Origin of the sequence: Lentzea sp. NPDC092896 (assembly GCF_044754905.1) — a bacterium.
Lineage (GTDB): Bacteria > Actinomycetota > Actinomycetes > Mycobacteriales > Pseudonocardiaceae > Lentzea.
Window position 1 is genome coordinate 69,288 of record NZ_JBIVPX010000005.1, and the last position, 17,794, is coordinate 87,081.

A 17,794-nucleotide genomic window follows, 5' to 3' on the forward strand; every position below is an offset into this window, starting at 1 on the left:
CGGCTGGGGTACGAACGGGTGTCGGAGTTGCTGGCCGCGATTCGTCAGGCGGAGTCGTGCACCGTGCCGGACGTGGAACTGCGGTACGTGCCCGACCAGCGCACCGGTGAGGCGGTGCTGGCGTGCGAGACGGGGTCCGTGCTGCTGGACGCCGACGAAGTGTGCGCGTTGCACGACACGCTGCGCGCGCACATGCCGGACCGGATGAGGCCGCTGCCCGCCTAACCGAGTTCGCGCGCGAGCCACTCGGTGCGGGTTCGCCTGGCCGCGCTGGAAAGCCGCGCGTCCGGGTAGAGCGCGTCGAAGCCGTGGAACCCGCCTGCCCAGGTGTGCAGTTCGGCGTCTCCGCCCGCCGCCCAGATGCGGGTGGCGTAGTCGACGTCCTCGTCCCGGAACACCTCCGCGGTGCCGGTGTCGACGTACGTGGACGGCAACCCGGACAGGTCGTCGGCCAAAGCCGGTGACACGTAACGGGGAACGTCCGTCAGATCACCGAGCACCGACCGCCAGCCGAACTCGTTCATCTCGCGCGTCCACACCCCGGGCTCGCCGGAGTACTGCCTGCTGGACGTGGTGTTGTTGCGGTGGTCGAGCATCGGGCAGATCAGCACCTGGGCCGCGATCTCCGGTCCGTCCAGGTCGCGGGCCATCAACGTGACTCCGGCGGCCAGACCGCCGCCGGCGCTGATGCCCGCCACGACGATCCTGTCGATGCCCAGCGACTCCGCATTCTCGGCCGTCCACAACAGACCTCGGTAGCAGTCCTCGACCAGCGTCGTGCCGGTCGCCTCCGGGGCCAGGCGGTGCTCCACGGTGACCACGACGACGCCGAGTTCTTCCAGCCACTCCAGGGGAATGTCGATCTGCGAGAACCGGTCGCCCATCACCATGCCGCCGCCGTGGATCCAGTAGACGCACGGCGCGGGCTCGGCGAGTCCTTTGGGGCGGAAGACGGTCAGCGTGATCTCGTCGAGCGTCACGTCGTGTCGTTCGGCGTCGGTCTTGAACGGCGGCGACGGCATCTGGCGGATCTGCTGGACCAGCTCGTAGGTGAGCTCGGTTCCCAGCGGCATCTCGGCGAGGAGCTTGCGCAGTTCGGGGTCGAGAGCCGGGCGGGACATCAGAACGCCGCCTTGCCGCCGACGGGCAGCTCGTCGGAGTACGTGGACTCGCCTTCGAGCAGCGTCCCGAGCTTCGCGACGAGAGCCTGGGCCGCCTCGGTGGCGAAGAACGCGCTGTGCGCCTCGGCCGTCGTCCAGCCCTCCGTCACGTAGACGACGTCCGGGTTCGTCGTGGAGCGGCCGACCAGGAAGACCACGCAGTCGTCGTTGGTCAGCGACGGCGCGTCGAGCAGGAACTCGATCACTTCGTCGCGCTTGCCGGGCTGGGCGGTCAGGGTGGCGTGGAAGCCGTGCTCGACGCTCATCTGTTCCTACCTTCTGTTCGTTGCGCTGTTCTGGCGATGGACTCATCAGATCAGCTTGAACAGGGGTGACAGAAGATCGATGCTGCCGGGCTCTTGCCCAATCCTGGCGATCTAGCTGATGGGCGCCGGTGAGCTGGCTTCCGGGACGAGGACCGCGGGCGTTCCGGTGCCATCAGCTGGAACAGCCCACACGTCGTTCAGGCCGTCGTCGCGCTGGATGCCGTACGCGACCGTCCGGTCGTCGACCCAGGCCGGTTGGTCGTCGACGCTGCGGGTCTCGGCGAGTTCGGTGATCCTGCGGGTCGCGAGGTCGAGCACGGACACGCGCCAGCCCTTCTGCGGGTCGCCGTCGACGGCCTTCTTGTAGGCGATGCGGGTGCCGTCCGGGGACAGCGAGGGGCACTCGACGTCGTCCGCGTCGGTCAGCGGGCGGACCTTGCGCGCCGCGAAGTCGCCTTCGAGCAGGTATCGGTGGTCGCCGGTGGACATGGTGGCGTAGAAGCGGTTGTCGTCGGCGGTGAACGTGACGCCCCAGTAGTTCGTGTCGACCGGCCGCTGCGGCATGCCCTCGACGGCGAACTCCTCCAGCGACGTGACCAGCGCGCCGGTCTTCGTGTCGAGGATGCCCGTGCTGGTGGAGAACCCGTTGGCGGCGTAGGAATGCCCGTCGACGAACAGCGTCCACGCCACCATCCGGCCGCTGGCCGAGACCCTCGTGCGGTTCGGGAAACCGGTCAGCGGAACCGTTTTGAGTTCTTTGAGGTCGTTGTCGAGCACGGCGAGTTCGCTGGCCTTCAGCGCGCCGGCCGGACGCAGGCAGGAGATCGTGCCCGCGGCCGAGTACACGCGGTCGCAGCGCTGCTCGGTGACCTCCCGCGAGCCGGCCGGGTCGGTGCGGGACACCGTGGAGAGCTTGCCGTTGCTCAGGACCATCAACCGCGGCCCGGCACCAGCCGGAACGGACTGCGCGGCGCCGTCGGGGGTGGCACCGGACAGCGCGGTGTAGCCGACGGCGACACCGCCGAGCAGGACGGCGGCGGTCAGCGTGATCAGCAGGCGGTTGTTCATGTGCGGCGTCCCAGCAGTGCGGCGGTGGCGATCAGGGCGCAGAGGACCGCGACGGCGGCGATCCTGGTGGCGGCCTCGGGGCTCCAGAACTGCCAGGCGAGGCCGAACAGCACGGACGAGCCGAGGTAGGCGAGCGCCTGTCCACTTTGGATCAGCGCGATGCCGGTGGTGCGCAGGCGTTCCGGCAGGACCGGGCCCGCGAGCGCCATCAGCACGCCGTCCGTGCAGGCGTAGAAGGTGCCGTACAGCAACACGACCAGCACGAGCAGCGGCCAGCCGCCCAGAGGTCCGTGCAGCAACAGGTAGACGACGGTCAGCGCGCCGTACCCGGCCAGCATGACCTTGAGCCTGCCGACGCGGTCGGCGAGCGCGCCCAGCGGTGCGGCGAGCAGCAGGTAGACCAGGCTCGTGCCGACGGCCAGCAGCGGGAACCAGCCGAACGCCAGCCCTTCGCGCTTCTGCAGCAACAGGTACACGAACCCGTCGCCGATGGTGACCAGGCCGAGCAGCGACGCGGCCAGCACGATCTTCCGGACGGCCGGGTCCTTGAGCAGGGCGAGCTTGAGGGGTTCCTTGCGCTGCACGGGTTCCGGCCGGTCCCGCACGTAGAGCACGAGGACCAGCACACCGAACGCGGCGATGCAGGAGCTGGTGACGAACACCGCGTCGAACGACTGGGCGGAGGCCGCGAGCACGGCCATCGCGACCAGCGGCCCGGCGAACGCGCCGATGCCGTCCATCGCCCGGTGCACGCCGAACGCCCGCCCGAGATCGCCGCTGGGGGTCGAGAGCGTGATCAACGCGTCGCGCGGGGCGGTCCGCAGACCTTTGCCCGCGCGGTCGGCGGTGATCACGAACCCCAGTGCGGTCAGGGAGTTGCCGGCCGCGAGGAGTCCGAGCTTGGCCACGGCGGAGAGCCCGTAACCGAAGCCCGCGACGGCCTTGCGCTTGTTGGTCCGGTCGGCGAGATACCCGCCGACGAGTCTGAGCAGGGTGGTGGCGCCGGTGTAGACGCCGTCGATCAGCCCGTACGCGGCCGGACTGAGCTGGAGGCCGACGACCAGGTACAGCGGCAGGATCGCGGCCACCATCTCCGACGAGACGTCGGTGATCAGGCTGACCGTGCCGAGCGCGAAGACGTTGGCGCTCAGCCCTTTCCAGTTCGCTGACTTCGGTTTGTCGATCGTGGAAAGATACATCGCCGGCCTCCAGCGGTCCGTCAGTGACAGTTGGTCGTGCCGCTGTCGGTGTAGGTCTTGCCCGCCACGGGGACGAACTGCCAGTCGAAGCTGTTGCTGTGCAGCGTCAGCTTCAGCACGCCCTGGGTGCCGGTGTTGCGGGCCTCGCTGTTCGGCTGGATCGTGCCGAAGCCGTAGGCACCCGCGCCGCCCATGCCCGCGACGAACGACCGGATGCCACGCGAGTTGTCCAGCGCGCCGCTGGGGTTCTGCGGGGCGAACCGCTCGTACTGGTGGTTGTGGCCGGTGACCACGACGTCCGCGTTGAAGTCGTACAGCGCCTGGAACAACGGCCTGGTGGCCGTCGAGGGCGCGTGGTTGGCACCGCTGGTGAACAGCGGGTGGTGCCAGTACGCCGCGGTGCACGGCTTCGTGCTCGCCGCCAGGTCCTGCCGCAGCCACTGCTCCTGCGCGCTGCCCGCCGACATGCTGACGTTGGAGTTCAGCGACACGACGTGCCAGTTGCCGATGTCGTAGGAGTAGTAGCCCCGGCCCGACGGCCCGGCCAGCGCGCCGAAGTAGTTGTAGTAACCGGTGGCGCCACTGGTGTTGTAGTCGTGGTTGCCGGGCGATGGCTTGGTGCGCGCCTTGTGCCGGCCCCACGTGGGCTCGTAGTAGTTGGCGAACTCCGAGGCGGTGCCGTTGGTGTAGACGTTGTCGCCCGTGGTCCAGACCGTGCCCTGGATGTTGTCCAGCAACGCGGCCGTGGCGGTGTCACCGGAACCGGAGTCGGCGATGTCGCCCGCGCCGACCCAGACCGGGTCGCCGGGAGGCGGCGTCGTGCCGTCGGTGACGACGAGCTGCGGGGCGGTCGACCCGCTCTCGCGCGAGTCGTAGTCGGCGCCGTCCGTGCTGCTGGACGTGATGCCGATGCTGTACGTGCCGTTGCCGGTGACGTAGCTGCTGACGTCGACCTCGTACCAGGCGTTGCGCACGACCGAGCCGAGGGAACCGAGCGTGGCGCCGTCGATCGCGGGCTGGTTGGCCCAGGTGACGGCGGTCTCGGTCCAGCTGACGGTGGACATCGCCCGGAACGTGCCGCCGTTCGGGCTTTCCGCGCCCGAGACGTCGTCGGTGTGGATGCGCAGCTTGGCGTTGCTGACGCCGCCGGTGATCCCGGAGACCGTGAACTTGAGGAACGTCCGCTTGACCGGCGAGTTGTCGATGCCGAGCTGGCCGGACGTGCCGTAGTTCGTGCCGGTCGACCCGTTGTCGACGTAGGTGTCGGCGGTAGGGGTGAACGTGGTCGTGGCAGCGTGAGCTGCGGTGGAGGCGGTGAGTGTGGCCGCCGTGACGATGACGGTGGAGAGCACGGCTAGGGGAGCCCTGCGACGTGACATGCCTGTCCTTGTGGTGGTGGGCGGACATGGGCCGTCGCGAAGGGTAGGGCTCAAATGAGCCGCACGCGGTGATCGTTTGGCGGCCACTTGGTGAACTGCCGGAAAATCCCCCTCAGGGGTGGCTGTCGTGCGGAGGTATTTCCGCTGCGGGGAAACGCTCAGTACAGGTATGGGAGTCGAGGTCCACGACCCTCGCTGGCTCGCCGCCGTGCCGGGAGCCGAGCTCGTGGTCGCGTTGGACGAGGTGGCAGAGCACGCCGCCGACGGGCACCGGGTGACGGTGTTGATCGATCTAGTGCCGGACAACGTGTTCATGTTGCGTGGCCTGGCCGCCGAAGCCGTGGGGGAGGGCGCTCGCAAGGTGCGCGTGCGGCCGTACGGCGTCGATCGGGTCGACCTCGTCTACGCGGCCGTGGAGCTGAACCGGGTCGCCGAGGACGACGCCGTCGAGGTCCAGTTCGACGTCACGTCCGCCGCTCTGCTGCGAGCGGACCCCGCGGCGTTCGTGCGGGTCGATCCGCTCGTGGTCACGGCCGACGGGACGGTCGTGCCGATCTGCGCGGGCCTGGAGCGGTACGCGCTCGGGTCGCTGGGGTCGCTCGACGACCTGGTGGCCGCGTGGGATCCCGAACCGGTCCGCGACCTGTGCCGGGTGGCGCTGACCCGCGCGCTGGCCGACACCGGGCCGCTCGTGTCCTGGTACGAGCACCTCACCCGGACAGCAGACGGGATGCGGGCCGGGTGTTGATCACGGTGTCCGGGTCGACACCGCACTCCTCGGCCCGCGCGCAGCCGTAGTTCAGCCAGTCCAGCTGGCCGGGCGCGTGCGCGTCGCTGTCGATGGAGAACGTGCACCCGGCGTCGACGGCCAGGCTGAGCAGCCTGCGCGGGGGATCGAGCCGTTCGGGCCGTGCGTTGATCTCGACCGCGGTGCCGTGCTCGGCGCAGGCCTCGAAGACCCTCTCCGCGTCGAACTGGGACTCCGGGCGGCCCTTGCCGACGACCAGCCGGCCCGTGCAGTGGCCGAGGATGTCGACGTGCGGGTTCCTGACCGCGTTGACCATCCTGCGGGTCATCTCGGCGCGGGGCATCTTCAGTTTCGAGTGGACGCTCGCGACCACGACGTCGAGCCGTGCCAGCAGGTCCTCGTCCTGGTCGAGCGAGCCGTCGTCGAGGATGTCGACCTCGATGCCGGTGAGGATCACGAACGGCGCCAGGCCGGCGTTCAGCTCGGCGACGACGTCGAGCTGCTTCTCGAGCCGTTCCCTGCTCAGTCCATTCGCGACGGTCAGCCGCGGCGAGTGGTCCGTCAGGACCATGAACTCGTGGCCGAGATCGCGCGCGGCCTCGGCCATGTCCCTGATCGGGCTGCCGCCGTCGGACCAGTCGGAGTGGACGTGGCAGTCGCCCTTCAGCTTCGCCCGCAGCTCCTCGCCGCCGGTGATGTCGACGTGCCGCAGCTTCGCCAGATAGGCCGGCTCGCGGTTCGCCAGCGCGTCCGCGACGACACCGGCCGTCGACTTGCCGACGCCCTTGAGATCGGTGAGCGTGCCGAGCTTCGCCCGTTTCTCGACGTCGGCGGGGTCCAGCTCGGCGAGGACGGCGGCGGCGTTGCGGAACGCCTGGACGCGGTAGGTCGGCTCGCTGGCTCGTTCCAGGTGGAAGGCCACCTGCTTCAACGCCTTGACCGGATCCATACCTCTTCCTACCTCATCCGGAACCATCACGCGGTTTTTGTTGTTGGAGACCGGCGGATCAACCATGATGTCCGCCATGTCCCCACGTCCGGCCGGTGCGCCACCGGCGACCGGAGCCGGTTCCCGGCGAAAGCGGAGCAAGGGCGACCTGACCTCGCAGGCCATTCTCGACACCGCGGAGCACCTGCTGCAGACGCGGTCGCTCGACGACATCGCCGTCGACGAACTGACGTCCGGCGCGGGAATCTCCCGTTCCACCTTCTACTTCCACTACGAGTCGCGCGAGGCCGTGCTGTACGCGCTGTCGGAACGGGTCGCGGAAGGCCTCTACGACTCGGCGGCGCTGTGGCTGCGGCGCGGCAGCGAACCACCGGAGGACTCGATCCGGCGCGCGATCGCGGGCACCGTCGCGTTGTGGCGGGCGCACGGCCCGGTGCTGCGCGCGGCGGTGCGGGCGCGGGACACGAGCGAGCTGGTGCGCGGGTTCTGGTCCGGGGTGGCGCGGCGGTTCGTGGACTCGACGGCGCAGCAGATAGAGATCGAGCGGGCGGCCGGGATCGCGGTGCCGGGGCCGCCGTCCGCGCGTGCCCTCGCCACCGTGCTGGTCACGATGAACGAGTCCATGTGTTACAGCCTGTCGCTCTCGCGGAGGTCGGCGGCGCGTGACCGCGAGGTGGTCGAGACGCTGACCGCGGTGTGGCTGCGTTCGGTGTACGGGGTTTCGCAGTAGATAAGCCGCGGTCGTTGTTTCTCGACACCGTGTCGAATAATTTCGCGGCCATGGAACTCGTGCCCCTGGGCGTCATGACCGCGCAGCTGCGAAAGCCTTTGAGAATCCCGAAAACGCCGGCCGGTGACCGTTTCATCTACGAGGTCGAGTCGGGAACGTTCGCCGGCGACCGGCTGTCCGGCGTCCTGCACGGGTCGTCGAGCGCCGACTGGCTGACCATCGGCCCGGACGGCACCGCGACCCTCGACGTGCGCTCCGTGCTGCGCACCCACGACGACGCGCTCGTGTATTTGCACTACTCAGGGCGGGTTGACGTCTCGAATGGCTTCGGTGCGCCGCTGTACGCGGCCCCGTTGTTCGAGACCGGCGACGACCGCTACCGCTGGTTGAACCGCGTGCAGGCCGTCGCGAAGGGCACTCTGGACGGTCTCGTGCTGACCTACGAGGTGTGCGAGGTGCGGTGAATTTCACCCGACCTTCGGGGGTGTCGATCGGGTCGGCGACTGCGGAAGCGTTCTGTCGCTGGCCGACGATCGTGAGGGGTACGCGGTGAGGAAGCGTTGGGGTGCGGCGGCTTTGGTCGCTCCGCTGTTCATGTCACTGGTAGGAACGGCTCAGGCGGCGCCGGGTCCGTTGGACGAGTACTACAGCCAGACGATCGCCTGGGCCGAGTGCCCGGCCGGATGGGTCACGCCCTCGACGGGGGTCGAGTGCGCCACCGCCGTCGTGCCGATGGACTACAAGAACCCGGGCAACGGCAACCTGGAAATCGCCCTCTCCCGCAAGAAGGCCACCGATCCAGCGCGCCGCAGAGGCGTGCTGATGACGAACCCCGGCGGCCCCGGCGGTTCCGGCTTGGGCGCCGTGCACTGGTTCAACGCCCAGACCGACGTGCTGAAGATCTACGACGTCATCGGCATGGACCCGCGCGGTGTCGGCCGGTCGACGCAGATCCGGTGCATCTCGACGCCGTCCGACGACGAGTTCCCTTCGCGCCCAACGGATGCGCAGCTCGCGAACTGGTCGGACTACGCCCGCGCCGTCGAGGAGAACTGCCAGCGCGGCGGCGGTGAGATGCGCCGGTTCATCTCGACCATGAACACCGCCCGCGACATGGACGTCATCCGCGGAGCCATGGGGGAGAAGAAGATCTCCTACGTCGGCTACTCCTACGGCACGCAACTCGGCGCCGTCTACGGCTCGATGTTCCCGAAGTTCCTCGACCGCAGCGTGCTCGACTCCGCGCTGGACCCGCTGAAGACGTGGCACGAGCAGGACGTCGACGTCGTGGACGCGATCACCGACAACCTTCGCAAGTGGACGGAGTGGACCGCGGCCCGCAACGGCACCTACGGCCTCGGCACCACGCCCGCCGCGGTGCGCGCGGAGCTCGACAAGATCGCGGAGAAGCTGAAGACGGCCCCGTACGGCGGCTACTCCGACGTGACCTCCTTCGACTACGCCGTCGGCTCCACCCGCTACCGCCGCTCCTGGGCCGCGTTCTCCCGCCACATCGCCTCGATCAAGGCGGGCGTGGCCGACCCGGCGGAGGCCTCGGCGATCGTCGCGGCGCTGAAGAAGGGCGACATCGAACCGACCTCGGCCGGCACCTTCCAGGCCGTGGTGTGCGAGTGGGACTGGTTCTCCGACGTCAACACCTACTACAACGACATGAAGCGCTGGCGCGACACCAACCCGTACGGCGGCACCGTCGACTACATGGCGCCGACCAACTGCACGTTCCGCGCCTTCCAGCGCCCGGAGAAGATCCCGGCCATCACCCGCAAGTACCCGGCGGGCCTCGTGGTCAACTCGGACGGCGACACCCAGACCCCGCTGGCCAACGGCCGCGTCATGGCGGAGCACCTCAGCCAGCCGCTGATCAGCGTCTCCAACGACGGCCAGCACGGCCACTACGCGTTGCGCCGCAACACCTGCGTCGACACGCTGGTCAACAAGTACCTGGTGTCCGGCATCCTGCCGGCCTCGCGGGTGACGTGCGCCGGCACGGACATCGCGGAGACCGTGCCTCCGGGCGCGGCGGCGTCGCTGGGCGCGCAGTCGGCCCGTCCGTTGAGCGACATCCTGGGCGAGATCGCGGCGGAGACCAAGCCGTTCTGACCAAGCCGTTCTGACCGAGCCGTTCTGACCGCCTGAACGATCTTGTCAGACCTGCTGAGTACGTTATGACGCAGGGGTTCCCAGCAAGGGGGGACCCCTGCGTCAGCGTTGCTGCATCGCGTCCAGCACGCGGGCGAGCTCCAGCCGCGACGAGACGTGCAGCTTCGCGTAGATCCGCGACAGGTACACCTCGATCGTGCGCGGGCTGTAGTGCAGCGCCGCCGCGATGTCCCGGTTGCGCATGCCCTGCTGCACCAGCCGGGCCACGTTCTCCTCGGCCTCGGTGAGCAGCCCTGGGGCCTTCGACCGCGCGCGAGGCACCTTGGCGCCGAGCGCCCGCAACCGGGTGCCCGCCTGCCGCCGCAAGCCGTGCGCGCCCAGCCGTTGGAACGTCGTGTAGGCCTCGACCAGCACCGGCACCTCGTCGTCGGAGACCTCGCCCAACGCGAGCTGCGCGCGTGCCTTCTCGAACTCCAGCCCGCCCAAAGAAGCCTCGGACACCGCCTCCCGCAACGACTCCGCGTCCCGGCGGACGACCCCGGTGACACGGCGCAGCGTGGTGCGCGACCACGGCGACACCCGCGTGGCGGACACGTCGGCCAGCCGGGCCAGCGCCTTCTCCGCCGCTTCCGGGTGCCCGCGTTCCAGGTCGAGCTCGATCATCCGCGCCACCAGCACGCACGAGTAGGCGGCCTCCAGACCGGAGCCGACGTTGTCGTCCAGCAACGCGTACGCCTCATCGGCCTCGCCCCGCGCGATCAGGTACTCGGCCAGCGACACCGCGTGCAGGCGCGAGATGTTCACCGACTGCGGCGCGGGCAACGAGGCCAGCCGCGCGGCGACATCCAGCTCGCCGCGCCAGGTCCTGATCGACAACTCGATCGCCTGCAGCACCCCGAGTGCCTGGTCGGCCTGCGCGGCCTCGACGTCGGGCAGCCAGCGGCCGATGCCGTCGAGGGCCGCGTCCCAGCGGCCGCCGAGCCAGTCCAGCGCCACCCGCGAGGCGGCCCGTTCGGCGCGGAAGCCGTGCGAGCCGACCTGGTCGAGGAGGTCCTCAGCCCGGCGGACGCGCCAGGACGCGTCGTGCACCAGACCGGCCAGCGCGGTGATCGAGGCGCAGACGGAGAGCGCCTGCAGTTCGAGCATCGGCTGTCCGTCGCTGTACGCCAGCGCGCGGTTCGCGTACTCGACGGTGCGATCGTGCTGGAACAGCAGGGACGTGAGCATCGCGAGGTGCTCGAAGACGATCACGCCCTCGGCCGGGGAGCTGATCGGCAACGCCTCGACGCGGGCCACTTCGGAGACGGCGTCGTCGTGGCGGTTGTTGTAGACGAGGAGCACGGCGCGTTGGGCTTCCAACGACGCCGGTGCGTCTCCGCGCGCGACCTCCACGTCTGCCAGTGCCATGGCTTCGGCCGTGCGACCGACCGAGAAGAGCGACGAGATCACCGCCGTGGCGACGCGCGTGCGTTCGGAGCCTGGTTGGAGGGACTCCAAGGCAGAAAGCCCGGGGTCGATCGCCAGAGCCGGGCGGGAGGCGCGCGCCAGGACACGGCATTGCAGCGCCAGCAGCTCGGCACGTTCAGGAGCGTTGCGCGGCAACAACTGAAGAGCCCTGAAGCACAGGGCGGCAGCGGTTTCGGGCGCGGACGCACGGGCGTGAGCCGCAGCCTCGGCGAGCACGCGCACGGCGACCCGGTCGCCGGGAGCGGCGGACTCGGCGAGGTGCCAGGCGAGTTGGAGGAGGTCCACGGGCAGGCCCTGCGCGCGGTCGTCCAGCAGCCGCGCCGAGATCAGCGAGTGCAGGTGACGGCGCTGCGCGGGGCCGACCTCGTGGTAGAGCGCCTCCCCGACGAGGGCGTGCGAGAAGCGGTAGCCGTTGTCGTCGTGCACCACGATGTGCACGCGCAGCAGCTCGTCGAAAGCCGCGACGACCGTCTCTTCCGGGAGCGACGCCACCCGTGCCAGCAACGAGATTTGGTCGAGCCGCACGCGCCGGAACACCGACACGGCCCGTGCGACGAGCCGCGTGTCGTTCTCCAGCGGCGCGACACGACGCAGCAACGCCTCACGCCGCGTGAGCCGGATCGCGTCCGGCGACACCGCGAGCCTGGCCCGGTTGCCGTCCACCGTCAGCAGGTCGAGCTCTCGCAACGAACGCGCGATCTCCGTGACGAAGAACGGGTTGCCGTCGGAGCGTTGCTGGACCTCGCGGGCGAGACCCTCGTCCACGGAGGTCTGCAGGACGGCCTCGACGATGCGCGCGACGTCCGCGCCCGACAGCGGCGCCAGGTCGAGTCGCACGACCTCGGCGTACGGCTCGACGCGGTCCAGCAGCACCGCGTCGGCGGACCGGCTCGCCGTGACCAGCACGAGCGGCGCGGAGGACAGCCGCCGCAGCACCAGCGTCAGCAGGGCGAGGGAGTCGTCGTCGACGTGGTCGAGGTCGTCGATCAGCAACGCCGCCGGACGCGTCGCGGTGAGCTCGGTGAGCAGCCGCACCACCCGGTCGCACGCGCGCCCGAACCACGCTCCGGAGTCCTCGGTGCCCGAGATCTCCAACGCCGCCAGGGCGTCCGCGCGGGTCCGGTCCGGCGGCAACGACCGGATCAACGCCGCCACCGCTCCGTACGGGATGCGCTTGCCCAGCACGTCGGACGCCGACGACAGCACCCCGCACTGCTGTTCCCGCAACCTCCGCGCGATCTCCGCGAGCAACGACGTCTTGCCGATCCCCGGCTCACCGCTGACCTGGACCACGACGAGCCCGGTCGCGGGCGCCTGGCCGACCCGGTCGAGCACGGCGCGCAGTTCCGGTTCGCGGCCCACGAGCGGCGTGGTGCGCGGTGGAGTGTCGGCGATGACGGCCTCCCGGACTTCGGCTGCTCCGAAGTCTTCCACGCCGCGTTCCGCACCGGATCAGTCACTCCACGTGCGCGCCACCAGGCTGAACGCGTTAGCCGATGAGGGTTCCCTACTGACCGGTGGTTCCGCCGGGTGATGCCCTTGAGGTCACCGCCGCCCGCCTAGGAGGGTCAATGTCGATCCAGGGAACCTGCGCCCCGCAGTTCGCAGAGGTGCGGACCGAGTTCGAACGCAACTTCGCCGAGCGCGGCGAGGTCGGGGCCTCCGTGCACGTGACGCTCGACGGCGAGCCCGTCGTGGACCTCTGGGGCGGTGTCGCCGATCCCACCACCGGCCGCCTCTGGTCCGAGGAGACCATCGTCCACGTGTGGTCGTGCACCAAGGCCGCAACGTCGCTGTGCGCGCACATCCTGGCCTCGCGCGGTGAGCTGGACCTGAACGCACCGGTCGTGAAGTACTGGCCGGAGTACGGCGCGAACGGCAAGGACGCGACGCTCGTCCGGCACGTGCTCTCGCACCAGGCAGGCCTGCCCGCCGTCACCACACCGCTGCCCGCCGGCGCCTTCTACGACTGGGACCTGATCACCTCGACGCTCGCCGCGCAGCGGCCGCTGTGGGAACCGGGCACGCGGCACGGCTACCACGGACTGACGTTCGGCTTCCTCGTCGGCGAGATCGTCCGCCGCGTCACGGGCCTGTCGCTCGGCCGGTTCTTCGAGAAGGAGGTCTCGGGCCCGCTCGGCCTCGACTTCTGGATGGGTCTGCCGGAGGACCTCGAACCGCACGTCGCCCCCACCATCCCGGTCGACCCCACCCAGCCGGGGATCCCGCTGCCGTCGCTGTTCGTCACCGCGATCACCCAGCCCGAGTCGGTGCCGGGCCTGATGCTGCTCAACAGCGGCGGCTACATGGCCCCCGGCGAGTCCGACTCCCGCCAGGCCCACACCGCCGAGATGGGCGCGATCGGCGGCATCTCGAACGCCCGCGGCCTGGCGGGCATGTACCGGCCGCTCGCTCTCCGAGGCGCCTACAACGGCGTGCGCCTGGTCGAGGAGCACCAGCTCCCGCAGATGTCGAACGTGGCCGTCGCCGGACTGGACGAGGTCGTCCTGGTGCCGTCCCGGTTCGCGCTCGGGTTCCAGAAGGCCACCGACAACACCCACCTGCGGCCGAACGACCGCGAGGGCCTGCTGATCTCCGAGGAAGCCCTCGGGCACAACGGGATGGGCGGCTCGCTCGGGTTCGCCGACCCTGGAGCGCGGCTCTCGTTCGGCTACGCGATGAACCGGCAGGGCCCGGGCCTGGGCGTGAACGAGCGCGGTCAGTCCCTCGTGGACGCCGTCTACCGCGCGCTCGGGTACCGGCGGACCGGCGGCGGCACCTGGTTCCGCTAACCCGGCGGCACGACGCGGCCGAGCCGTTTGCGCACGCCGTCCTGCTGGTAGCGCGCAACGGTGTCGGCCAGCTGCTCGCAGGCACGTTCGATGGACCTGCGGGCCTCGTTGCGCTCGCTGGTGATGGCGCTCAGGATCAGCCCGGTCAGCGCCACCGACCCGTTGAACGCCTGGAGCACGATCATCGTGGTCAGCAGCCCGGCGGTGGAGAACTGCCCGGAGGCCGCGGACATCACCGCGGCCACCGAGATGATCGCGGCGCACGGTGCGGCGATCGCGTGCTGGAACCGCAGCGCCGCCCAGATCAGCATCGGGAACACCAGGAACAGCAGCCGCAGCTCGGACGTCGTCACGTAGGCCGCGAGGACCGCCGTGACGACGAGCAGCGCCCCGGCCTCCGCGAGCCGGCGGCGGGAGACGGTCCCGCGGCCGGGCAGGGTGATCAGCAACGGCGTGAAGATCAGCACGCCCATGGCGTCGCCGGTCCACCACACCGCCAGCACGGCGGGCACCTCGCTCCACGGGACCACGCCGTCGATCTTCAACGCCGCCGCGCCGACCAGCGCGCTGACGAGCATCGCCCCGAGCGCGCCCGCGAACACCAGCAGCATCGCGTCCTTCAGACGGCTCAGCGCCGGCCGGAACCCGAACCGCGTCAGCAGGTACCAGGCCGTCAGCGGTGCGAGAGTGTTGCCCACGGTGATCATCGCGATCGCGAGCGGACCCGCGCCGAGTGCGAGGTTGGCGGACAGCGCGCCGAGCGCGATGCCGGGCCAGACCTTGCGGCCGGTCATCAGCAACGCGGCCACGGAGATGCCGGTCGGCAGCCACAACGGCGTGACCTGCCCCTTGACCAGCGCCAGGACCAGGCCCACCTTCGCCGTCGCGTAGTAAGCGACCGCCACCAGGGCGATCGTGACCGCGGTGCGGAGAGTGGCGTTCACCGCCACATGCTGCACCGGCGCACACCCGATCGCCATACCTCGCGGCAGGGCGTACCCACCTGGACCCACGGCGCGGATTCTTAGCTGTTGTGGAAGCCGCACTACAGCCCGTCACCACGACGTCGTGAGATGGAGGGCATGCGCACAGCCGAGGCGGCCGACGAGGTCCGCGTGGAGGACGGCGGACGTCGCGTGGTGGTCGTCGCCGGCCGCCTGCGCCTGCCGGTCTCCGCGGGCGTCACCGACGCCCAGGCACTGACGCTGGCCAGAGCGGGCACGACGGCGTGGCACCTTCTCCGCACGTGCGCGCACCTCAGGCCGGACGAGTCGATCGTGGTGCACGACGCCGCGAGCGAGATCGGCGCGATCGCGGTGCAACTCGCCCGCAGTTTCGCGGCCGGCCGGGTCATCGCGACGGAGACGAGTCAAGCCCGGCGCAGACGGGCGGTGAAGCTCGGTGCGGACGTCGCCGTCGACTCCAGTCGAGACGGTCTGGCACAGCGCGTGATCGGGGCGAACGAGGGCAAACAGGTCGACGTCGTGCTCGATCCCGGAGGTGCCCTGGAGGCCTCACTGGACGCGCTGGCGCCGTTCGGCAGGATCGTCTGCTATGGCGCTGACCAGGACGAATCCATCAAACTGACGGGGCTGCTCGGCGGCTCACGCGCGGTCATCGGGTTCCGATTCGAGCACACCCTCGACCGGCCGGACATGATCGCGAGGGCTGTCAGTGAGCTGTTCGGGTTGACCTCGGCTGGGCGATTGCGTCCGATGGCAGACAGCTAGTACTCGTTGGTAACAAGCCGCTTAAGGGGACCCATGAGGACCGTGTTCACGACCTGCCCGCTCTGCGAAGCGACGTGCGGGCTGGAGCTGACGGTCGAGGGAGACCGCATCACGAAGGTCCGCGGCGACCGCGAGGACGAGTTCAGCCGCGGCTTCCTCTGCCCCAAGGGCGCCTCGCTCGGCACGCTCGACGCCGACCCCGACCGGCTCGCCACCCCGCTGATCAAGCGCGACGGCGAGTTCCAGGAAGCGACCTGGGAGGAGGCCTTCGCCTACGTCGACGAACGCCTGAAGGACTTCCCCGACCGCAACTCCGTCGCCATGTACCTCGGCAACCCGGTCGTCCACTCGCTCGCCGGCGGCCTCTACGCCGGACCGCTGCGCAAGGCCCTGGGCAGCCGCAACGTCTTCACCGCCAGCACCGTCGACCAGATGCCCAAGCACGTCCAGTGCGGCCACATGTACGGCAGCATCTTCTCGATCCCGGTGCCCGACATCGACCGCACCGACTTCATGCTGGTGCTGGGCGCGGACCCGTTCTCGTCCAACGGCAGCCTGTGGACGGTCCCTGACGTGCCGGGCAGGTTCAAGGACCTGCAGAAACGCGGCGGCGCCTTCGTCGTCGTCGACCCGCGCCGCAGCCGCACCGCCCAGGCCGCCGACCAGCACGTCGTCATCCGGCCGGGCACCGACGTGTTCCTGCTGCTGGCGTTGATCCACGAGCTGTTCGCGCAGGACCTGGTCGACCTCAAGGACCTCGCCGGGCACGTCACCGACCACACGGCGATCCGCGCGCACGTCGAGGCGTTCGGCCCGGACGCCGTCGCCGAACGCACCGGCATCGACGCCGGCACGATCCGCGCGCTCGCACGGCAGTTGGCTGAGGCGGAACGCGCCGCGGTCTACGGCCGGATCGGCACGACGACCGTCGAGTTCGGCACGGTCGCGTCCTGGGCGGTCGACACGCTCAACGTCCTCACCGGCAACCTCGACCGGCCCGGTGGCGTGATGTGGCCGCTGCCCGCGCACAGCAGGCGCGGAACGGGCAGCGGCAAGGGTTTCGGCATCGGCCGCTGGCACAGCCGGGTCAAGGGGCACCCCGAGGTGATGGGGGAGTACCCGGCCGTCACGATGGTCGACGAGATCGAGACGCCCGGCGAGGGCCAGGTGCGGGCGCTGTTCACGATCGGCGGCAACCCCGCGCTGTCGCTGCCGAACTCGGCCCGCGTGAACGACGCGCTGTCCTCGTTGGACTTCATGGTCAGCGTCGACCCGTACCTCAACGAGACGACGAGGCACGCGGACGTCATCCTGCCGACGCCGCCACCGTCCCGTCGCGACCACTACGACATCGCGTTCCTCAACAACTCGGTGCGCAACGTCGCCAAGTACTCGCGTGCCGCGATCCCGCTGGAGGAGGGCAGGGTCGACGAGACGGACATCTTCTTCCGGCTCGCCACGATCCTCAGCGGACTGGGCCCGGCGGCGGATCTCGACGCCATCGCCGCGTTCCAGCTGGCCGACCTCAGGAAGAAGTCCGGTGTGGACTTCGAACCCGAGGGCGAGACGCGCGAGGAACGCCTGCTGGACCTGAAACTCCGCACCGGCGCGTATGGAGTGTCGCTCCAGCAGTTGCTCGACCACCCGCACGGCATCGACCTCGGCCCGCTCACCTCGCGCCTGCCGGAGATCCTGCGCACGCCGTCCGGGAAGGTCGAACTGACCCCGCAGCCGATCCTGGACGACCTGCCGCGCGTCCGGGACGCCCTGAGCGCCCGCGAGACCGACCTGGTGCTCGTCGGCCGCAGGCACCTGCGGACCAACAACTCCTGGATGCACAACGTGCCCGCGCTGGTGAAGGGCAAGCCGTTGTGCACGCTGCTGGTGAATCCCGGCGACGCCACCCGCATCGGCCTGACCGACGGCGCGACCGCCCAGGTCACCTCGCGCGTCGGCAAGATCGAGGTGCTGGTCGAGGTCACCGCCGACATCGCGCCCGGCGTCGTCTCGATGCCGCACGGCTGGGGCCACGACCAGCCCGGCACGCGGCTCACCGTCGCCCGCGAGCACGCCGGCGTGAACGTCAACCTCCTCACCGACGACCTCCGCATCGACCCGCTCTCGGGCACCGCCGTGCTGAACGGCACCCGCGTGCAGGTCGTGCCCGCCTGAAGCCCCTCAAGAG

The 17,794-nt window shown here is 70.1% G+C and carries 16 protein-coding genes; 8 read left to right on the forward strand and 8 right to left on the reverse strand.

Annotated features, from left to right (window positions below):
* Positions 1-18 precede the first annotated feature (18 nt).
* Positions 19-225, forward strand: coding sequence for a hypothetical protein (locus tag ACIQF0_RS24830; protein ID WP_360032326.1), 207 nt, complete (start codon positions 19-21; stop codon positions 223-225).
* Here the strand turns inward: ACIQF0_RS24830 and ACIQF0_RS24835 are convergent.
* The 5 genes from ACIQF0_RS24835 to ACIQF0_RS24855 form a co-directional block, all read right to left on the reverse strand.
* Entirely contained in the window at positions 222-1,121 is a 900-nt protein-coding gene (locus tag ACIQF0_RS24835; RefSeq protein WP_401032931.1) for an alpha/beta hydrolase, read from the reverse strand. The two genes, ACIQF0_RS24830 and ACIQF0_RS24835, sit on opposite strands and share 4 nt — an antisense overlap.
* Positions 1,121-1,426, reverse strand: a complete 306-nt coding sequence (locus ACIQF0_RS24840) for a putative quinol monooxygenase (protein ID WP_401032933.1) — start codon at positions 1,424-1,426, stop codon at positions 1,121-1,123. Before ACIQF0_RS24840 ends, ACIQF0_RS24835 begins: the two co-directional genes overlap by 1 nt.
* A gap of 111 nt (positions 1,427-1,537) precedes the next feature.
* The gene (locus ACIQF0_RS24845) at positions 1,538-2,494 is read right to left on the reverse strand and encodes a hypothetical protein (RefSeq protein WP_401032935.1); all 957 of its coding nucleotides are present in this window, start codon (positions 2,492-2,494) and stop codon (positions 1,538-1,540) included.
* Positions 2,491-3,693 (reverse strand): MFS transporter, encoded by a 1,203-nt coding sequence (locus tag ACIQF0_RS24850; RefSeq protein WP_401032937.1) that lies wholly within the window; start codon positions 3,691-3,693, stop codon positions 2,491-2,493. Before ACIQF0_RS24850 ends, ACIQF0_RS24845 begins: the two co-directional genes overlap by 4 nt.
* 20 nt (positions 3,694-3,713) lie before the next feature.
* A complete protein-coding gene (locus tag ACIQF0_RS24855) occupies positions 3,714-5,072 on the reverse strand; it encodes a DNRLRE domain-containing protein (RefSeq protein WP_401032938.1) in 1,359 nt (452 codons plus the stop codon).
* Between the two features lie 169 nt (positions 5,073-5,241).
* Between ACIQF0_RS24855 and ACIQF0_RS24860 the strand changes: the two genes are divergently transcribed.
* On the forward strand, positions 5,242-5,820 hold the full coding sequence (locus ACIQF0_RS24860; RefSeq protein ID WP_401032940.1) for a hypothetical protein: 579 nt from the start codon (positions 5,242-5,244) through the stop codon (positions 5,818-5,820).
* Here the strand turns inward: ACIQF0_RS24860 and ACIQF0_RS24865 are convergent.
* Positions 5,783-6,769: a PHP domain-containing protein gene (locus tag ACIQF0_RS24865; RefSeq protein WP_401032942.1), complete on the reverse strand. Its 987-nt coding sequence runs from the start codon at positions 6,767-6,769 to the stop codon at positions 5,783-5,785. The two genes, ACIQF0_RS24860 and ACIQF0_RS24865, sit on opposite strands and share 38 nt — an antisense overlap.
* 76 nt (positions 6,770-6,845) lie before the next feature.
* Here ACIQF0_RS24865 and ACIQF0_RS24870 point away from each other — a divergent pair, with 76 nt between their 5' ends.
* The 3 genes from ACIQF0_RS24870 to ACIQF0_RS24880 all read left to right on the forward strand — a co-directional run bounded on the left by ACIQF0_RS24870 (position 6,846) and on the right by ACIQF0_RS24880 (position 9,620).
* On the forward strand, positions 6,846-7,499 hold the full coding sequence (locus ACIQF0_RS24870) for a TetR/AcrR family transcriptional regulator (protein ID WP_401032944.1): 654 nt from the start codon (positions 6,846-6,848) through the stop codon (positions 7,497-7,499).
* Positions 7,500-7,549: 50 nt separating this feature from the next.
* Positions 7,550-7,963, forward strand: coding sequence for a DUF3237 domain-containing protein (locus ACIQF0_RS24875; protein ID WP_401032946.1), 414 nt, complete (start codon positions 7,550-7,552; stop codon positions 7,961-7,963).
* 85 nt (positions 7,964-8,048) lie between these two features.
* On the forward strand, positions 8,049-9,620 hold the full coding sequence (locus ACIQF0_RS24880; protein ID WP_401032948.1) for an alpha/beta fold hydrolase: 1,572 nt from the start codon (positions 8,049-8,051) through the stop codon (positions 9,618-9,620).
* Between the two features lie 102 nt (positions 9,621-9,722).
* Here the strand turns inward: ACIQF0_RS24880 and ACIQF0_RS24885 are convergent, their stop codons facing one another.
* Positions 9,723-12,521 (reverse strand): ATP-binding protein, encoded by a 2,799-nt coding sequence (locus tag ACIQF0_RS24885; protein WP_401032950.1) that lies wholly within the window; start codon positions 12,519-12,521, stop codon positions 9,723-9,725.
* Between the two features lie 137 nt (positions 12,522-12,658).
* Between ACIQF0_RS24885 and ACIQF0_RS24890 the strand changes: the two genes are divergently transcribed.
* Entirely contained in the window at positions 12,659-13,879 is a 1,221-nt protein-coding gene (locus ACIQF0_RS24890; RefSeq protein ID WP_401032952.1) for a serine hydrolase domain-containing protein, read from the forward strand.
* Here ACIQF0_RS24890 and ACIQF0_RS24895 read toward each other — a convergent pair.
* The gene (locus ACIQF0_RS24895; protein ID WP_360032287.1) at positions 13,876-14,823 is read right to left on the reverse strand and encodes an MASE1 domain-containing protein; all 948 of its coding nucleotides are present in this window, start codon (positions 14,821-14,823) and stop codon (positions 13,876-13,878) included. The genes ACIQF0_RS24890 and ACIQF0_RS24895 overlap by 4 nt on opposite strands.
* Before the next feature lie 138 nt (positions 14,824-14,961).
* On the opposite strand from ACIQF0_RS24895, the gene ACIQF0_RS24900 reads away from it, so the two are divergent.
* Positions 14,962-15,609, forward strand: coding sequence for a zinc-binding dehydrogenase (locus tag ACIQF0_RS24900; protein ID WP_401032954.1), 648 nt, complete (start codon positions 14,962-14,964; stop codon positions 15,607-15,609).
* A 33-nt stretch (positions 15,610-15,642) separates the two neighbouring features.
* Positions 15,643-17,781: a molybdopterin oxidoreductase family protein gene (locus ACIQF0_RS24905; protein ID WP_401032956.1), complete on the forward strand. Its 2,139-nt coding sequence runs from the start codon at positions 15,643-15,645 to the stop codon at positions 17,779-17,781.
* The last annotated feature ends 13 nt before the right edge of the window (positions 17,782-17,794 follow it).

Excerpts from the sequence above, each read along its gene's own strand:
- ACIQF0_RS24890 (WP_401032952.1), top strand. The coding sequence starts at position 12,659 with ATGTCGATCCAGGGAACCTGCGCCCCGCAGTTCGCAGAGGTGCGGACC.
- ACIQF0_RS24865 (WP_401032942.1), bottom strand. The coding sequence starts at position 6,769 with ATGGATCCGGTCAAGGCGTTGAAGCAGGTGGCCTTCCACCTGGAACGA.
- ACIQF0_RS24840 (WP_401032933.1), bottom strand. The coding sequence starts at position 1,426 with ATGAGCGTCGAGCACGGCTTCCACGCCACCCTGACCGCCCAGCCCGGC.
- ACIQF0_RS24875 (WP_401032946.1), top strand. The coding sequence starts at position 7,550 with ATGGAACTCGTGCCCCTGGGCGTCATGACCGCGCAGCTGCGAAAGCCT.
- ACIQF0_RS24850 (WP_401032937.1), bottom strand. The coding sequence starts at position 3,693 with ATGTATCTTTCCACGATCGACAAACCGAAGTCAGCGAACTGGAAAGGG.
- ACIQF0_RS24855 (WP_401032938.1), bottom strand. The coding sequence starts at position 5,072 with ATGTCACGTCGCAGGGCTCCCCTAGCCGTGCTCTCCACCGTCATCGTC.
- ACIQF0_RS24835 (WP_401032931.1), bottom strand. The coding sequence starts at position 1,121 with ATGTCCCGCCCGGCTCTCGACCCCGAACTGCGCAAGCTCCTCGCCGAG.
- ACIQF0_RS24845 (WP_401032935.1), bottom strand. The coding sequence starts at position 2,494 with ATGAACAACCGCCTGCTGATCACGCTGACCGCCGCCGTCCTGCTCGGC.
- ACIQF0_RS24900 (WP_401032954.1), top strand. The coding sequence starts at position 14,962 with ATGCGCACAGCCGAGGCGGCCGACGAGGTCCGCGTGGAGGACGGCGGA.
- ACIQF0_RS24870 (WP_401032944.1), top strand. The coding sequence starts at position 6,846 with ATGTCCCCACGTCCGGCCGGTGCGCCACCGGCGACCGGAGCCGGTTCC.
- ACIQF0_RS24860 (WP_401032940.1), top strand. The coding sequence starts at position 5,242 with ATGGGAGTCGAGGTCCACGACCCTCGCTGGCTCGCCGCCGTGCCGGGA.
- ACIQF0_RS24905 (WP_401032956.1), top strand. The coding sequence starts at position 15,643 with ATGAGGACCGTGTTCACGACCTGCCCGCTCTGCGAAGCGACGTGCGGG.